This window comes from uncultured Agrococcus sp. (genome assembly GCF_945915485.1).
In the GTDB taxonomy this organism is placed as follows: Bacteria; Actinomycetota; Actinomycetes; order Actinomycetales; family Microbacteriaceae; genus Agrococcus.
Window position 1 is genome coordinate 1 of the sequence record NZ_CAMEFJ010000135.1, and the last position, 4,083, is coordinate 4,083.

General features: G+C 65.6%; 4 protein-coding genes. 3 read left to right on the top strand and 1 reads right to left on the bottom strand.

Annotated features, from left to right (window positions below; all coding sequences use genetic code 11):
- Positions 1 to 211: 211 nt before the first annotated feature.
- Positions 212 to 616 carry a VOC family protein gene (locus Q0O95_RS13320; RefSeq protein ID WP_293699614.1) on the bottom strand — a complete coding sequence of 135 codons (405 nt, stop codon included), beginning with the start codon at positions 614 to 616 and terminating at the stop codon, positions 212 to 214.
- A 105-nt stretch (positions 617 to 721) separates the two neighbouring features.
- Here Q0O95_RS13320 and Q0O95_RS13325 point away from each other — a divergent pair, with 105 nt between their 5' ends.
- From Q0O95_RS13325 to Q0O95_RS13335, 3 genes are read left to right on the top strand one after another with little or no spacing between them, the layout of a single operon-like run.
- Positions 722 to 1,444: a hypothetical protein gene (locus tag Q0O95_RS13325; protein WP_293699617.1), complete on the top strand. Its 723-nt coding sequence runs from the start codon at positions 722 to 724 to the stop codon at positions 1,442 to 1,444.
- Positions 1,445 to 1,474: 30 nt separating this feature from the next.
- A complete protein-coding gene (locus tag Q0O95_RS13330) occupies positions 1,475 to 2,710 on the top strand; it encodes an alanine racemase (RefSeq protein ID WP_293699619.1) in 1,236 nt (411 codons plus the stop codon).
- Positions 2,707 to 3,999, top strand: a complete 1,293-nt coding sequence (locus Q0O95_RS13335) for a D-arabinono-1,4-lactone oxidase (RefSeq protein WP_293699622.1) — start codon at positions 2,707 to 2,709, stop codon at positions 3,997 to 3,999. Before Q0O95_RS13330 ends, Q0O95_RS13335 begins: the two co-directional genes overlap by 4 nt.
- Positions 4,000 to 4,083 lie beyond the last annotated feature (84 nt).

Here is a 4,083-nt window from a genome sequence, read left to right on the forward strand (position 1 = left end):
TTTCGTGACGTTCCTCGCTGAACGTGCTCGGGCATCCGGATGCGCTTCCCGGGCAGCGGCCCGTTCACGAAATGCGGACTGTGCGGTCAATCGTTACGAATTACTGACGTATGTGTCCGTTTTTCGTGATTGATCAGTTTTTCGTTACAGTCCCCGAGGAATGAGCTCGACCATCCGGATGCCCTGCTCGCCGGCGAGCGCGGCCCCGAGCCTAGAGCGCCCGGCTGGACAGCACGCAGAACTCGTTGCCTTCCGGGTCGGCGAGCACGGTGAACGTGTCTTCTTCCGTCTGCCCGACGTCGATGTGCTTGGCGCCCATCCCGACGAGGCGCTCGATCTCGGCGTCGCGGTCCTGGCTCGTGTGCGGTGCGAGGTCGATATGCAGTCGGTTCTTGACGCTCTTATCCTCCGGCACCTTCACGAAGACCATGCCCTGACCGGCCTTCAGCCACTCGTCGAGGGTCTCGGTCGGTTCTGGCGACATCCCGCGTGGAATGATGACGGCTTCGTCGGGGGTGTCGAAGATCACTTCCCAGTCGAGCACCTCCGCCCACCAGCGTGCTTGGGTCTGCGTGTCGTGCGAGTCGACGACCACCGTGTACCAGCGAAGTGCCATGGACCTACCTCCTTGTGGTTCCGTTTTCCAGTGTTGCGCACTCGAGAGTGACGCGCCAGCGAACCTGGGCATCCTCATAGTTGGTACGCAGGAGTTGACGCTACTATGACGTCGTTTACCGTCACGAAGGTGAGGAAGGGTACCGTGCCCCACAGAATGACCGGCGCTGAACGTCGACGTCTTCTGGCTGAAGCCGCGCTCCGAGTCATTGAGCGGCATGGCGAGCGCGGGGCCACGGTCAGAGCGATCACCGCCGAGGCCGAGATGCCGCTGTCGACGTTCCACTACATTTATGAGACGCGCGCGGACGTCATCCGCGACGTGTACCGCCTGCTGCGAACCGGCGATGAATACTTCGTGCCACCTCCTGCGTCGTCGAATGCGACCATGAGCGAGCTCGTAGGGCGGATGCTCGAACGCTGGTTCCGATCGGTGCGCGAGAACCACAGGAATGAGCTGGGCGAGATGGAGGTCATTACGCACAGCATTCGCACTCCGGGCCTGCAGCACCTCCCGCAGCTCGTGAACGAAGAGTCCGAGAGCCGCGTCATGGAGGCCCTGCACGAGTGCATGCGGATGCTCGGCGTGCGTGCCACGGTGCCGTTGCGCGATGTGGCTCGCATGATCCTGATCATCTCGAACGGTGCCGTGTACTCCTACCTGCGCAGCGAGTGTGCCGTCAAGCCCGGATATTTCGGAACCCTGCTCGTCGGCATCGACGAATGCTTCGAACCTGTGGATGCAGAACTCGCGACGGCCGAGTTGCCAGTGTCGGTCAAGGGCGCGGATGATGAGCCCGTGGGGGTCGCGTCGGCCGCCGTTCGGTGACGGAGCTCGGCTTCGATGCACAATGGTGTGATGGTGCATTCACTTCCGGCAGTGCCCGATGACGACGCGATCACCGAGCTGCGTTCCGCTTCCCACTGGCGTGCAATGCAGGCAGCGACCGCGCAGTTCTCTGCGCCGCTTGTCGCGCTGTCCCTGGATGCCGTCGCGGCGAACGCGGCGAGCCTCCGTGAGCGTGCGGGAGGGCGGCCGATTCGCGTTGCCACCAAGTCGATCCGGATTCGCGACGTACTGAGAATCCTGGATCGCGAACCGTGGACGCAAGGGCTGCTCGCCTTCTCGCTCGCCGAGGCGATATGGCTGAGCGACGAGTTCGACGACATTCTCGTCGCTTATCCGCAGACCGATCGCGATGCCTACCGAGCGCTCGCGGCCGACGCACGGGCGGCATCCCGGGTCGCCGTCATGATCGACAGCGTCGATCAGCTCGACTTCATCGACACGGCGGTTGACCCTGCGCAGCGCCCCGACATCAGAGTCGCGATCGATCTCGACGCCTCCTGGCGCGGCCCGTTCGGGCACGTGGGGGTCTTTCGCTCGCCCGTGCACGGCGCGCAGCAGGCCCGTCGGCTGGCCGAAAGCGTCGCCGCTCGCGATGGGTTCCGGCTCGTCGGGCTCATGTCGTACGAAGCGCAGATCGCGGGTGTCGGCGACAGCCCTTCGAACCCGGTCTACGGCAGGCTGTTGCGGGGCATCCAGGCACGGTCGGCCCATGAGCTCGCCGAGCGTCGGGCCGAGGCGGTGCGGCTCGTACGCGAAGTCGCCGATCTCGAGTTCGTCAACGGCGGCGGCACGGGTTCGCTCGAGTCGACCTCGCTCGAGGATGCCGTGACGGACATCGCTGCCGGCAGCGGCCTGTTCGGCCCGCATCTGTTCGATCACTACACGAAATTCACGCCGGCCCCCGCAATCGGATTCGCGCTCGACGTCGTCAGGAAGCCCGCATCCGACGTCGTCACTTGCTTCGGAGGAGGCTGGATCGCATCGGGGCCCGCTGCCCGGGACCGTCTCCCGGAGCCCGCGTATCCGGCCGGGCTGCAGTATCTGCCGCGCGAGGGTGCCGGCGAGGTGCAGACGCCGCTCCGCGGACCTGCCGCTGCTGCGCTGCAGGTCGGCGACAGGGTCTGGTTCCGGCCGACGAAGAGCGGTGAGGCGTGCGAACACGCGAATCACGTGCATGCCGTCGCAGGGGGAGAATGGAGTGGCGACATGCTGACGTATCGAGGCGAGGGGAAGGTGTTCGTATGACGTGGCGCAACTGGGGCAGGACGTTCTCCGCAGAGCCCGCGGGAGTCGTCGTACCCGAATCGGTCGAAGAGCTGCAGCGACTCGTATCCGCGCAGCGCGGCACCGGTGTCGGGGTCAAACCCGTCGGCGCCTCGCACTCGTTCTCTGCCGTTGCGCAACCGGAGGGGTTCCAGCTGCGTCTCGACCATTTCAGGGGTCTCGTGCAGGTCGACAGCGCCCGTCGGCGTGCCACGTTCGGAGCCGGCACCCACCTGCACCAGGTAGCCGAACTGCTCGAACCGTTCGGTCTCGCGCTGCCGAACATGGGCGATATCGACCGTCAGACCCTCGCGGGCGCCATCTCAACCGGCACGCACGGCACCGGCATAGGGCAGCCGTCGATCGGTGCGAACGTCACGGCCGTTCGGCTCGTGAACGGCAAAGGCGAACTCGTCGAGGTGTCGGAGGATGTCAACTACGAACTCCTGCCCGCCGTACGACTCGGCCTCGGCGCACTGGGCGTCATCGTCGAAGTGGAGATCCAGTGTGTTCCTGAATTCCGCCTCGACGTCGTCGAAGCCACGGAACCGCGCGACCTCGTCGTCGAAGAGTGGGATGCCCGCATCCGCGGCAATGATCACTTCGAATTCTTCTGGTTTCCGCACACCGACGTCGTCACGACCAAGACGAACAACCGCACCGAGCGGGATGCCCGGCCGCTGCCGCCCGCGAAGCGCTGGTTGGATGAGGTGGTCACGGGCGGGGCGCTGCACGGAGCGGTGTCGGAAGTCGGGGCGCGCATCCCGGCCGCGACTCCCGCGATCAATCGGCTCGCCGCACCGCTGATGGAACGCCCGTCGTTCGTGGATCGCTCCGACCGGGTCTTCGTGTCGCACCGACCCGTGCGATTCAGGGAGATGGAGTTCGGCGTCCCGGTCGATGCCGTGGCCCCCGTGCTGGCCGAGATCGAGCGACTGTTCGAACGCCGCGACTATCGCGTCACGTTCCCCATCGAGGTGCGGGCGGCAGCGGCGGACACCGCGATGCTCTCAACCGCGTACGAACGCGAAGTCGCGTACATCGCGCTGCACACCTACGTGCGTCAAGACCCACGCGCGCTGTTCGCGGATGCGCAACGCATCTTCCTCGCGCACGAGGGGCGACCGCACTGGGGCAAGATGCATTCCGTCTCACACGAGCGTTTCATGGAGGAACTGCCGCGGTTCGAGGACTTCCTCGCCGTGCGCGACCGTTACGACCCTGATCGCGTGTTCGTCAACGAATACACCCGTCGCGTACTCGGCGAGTAACCGCTGGCTGCGGCCGCTCTCGGGTGCACGAAGCGTTGATGTCGTGCGCGCTTTCGGGTGCACGAGATGCGGATGCCGCCCGCG